Raw genomic sequence first — 255 nt, 5'->3', positions numbered from 1 at the left:
ACAACATCATGCAGCAAGAATAGCGTCTACTTTCATTAAAGCATTTTTAAAGTGCCTACAAAAAGAATAGTCCTCTCGACATTGAACGAGACTCATTGCACTTATTGCCTCTTTATATAACTGAGCTACGCCCTCCTTATCTTGCATTGCAATCCGTCTTAGCTTCTCTTGTTCCAGCAAAAGATAACTGCCGCGACCTATCAGTTCTTTTAATACAAAATCATTAAAATCATGCCCTCTAACAAAATATATTGC

1 protein-coding gene is annotated in these 255 nt (G+C 37.3%); it reads right to left on the bottom strand.

Features of this window, described 5'->3' with window-relative positions; translation table 11 throughout:
• Positions 1 to 6: 6 nt before the first annotated feature.
• A partial coding sequence (locus ACWA1B_RS23120; protein WP_456911008.1) for a hypothetical protein occupies positions 7 to 255 on the bottom strand: 249 nt, incomplete at its 5' end.

The organism is Flavobacterium xizangense (assembly GCF_054075145.1).
Note: the sequence above shows the minus strand (reverse complement) of the source record. Positions and strands in the feature narration are given on the sequence as shown.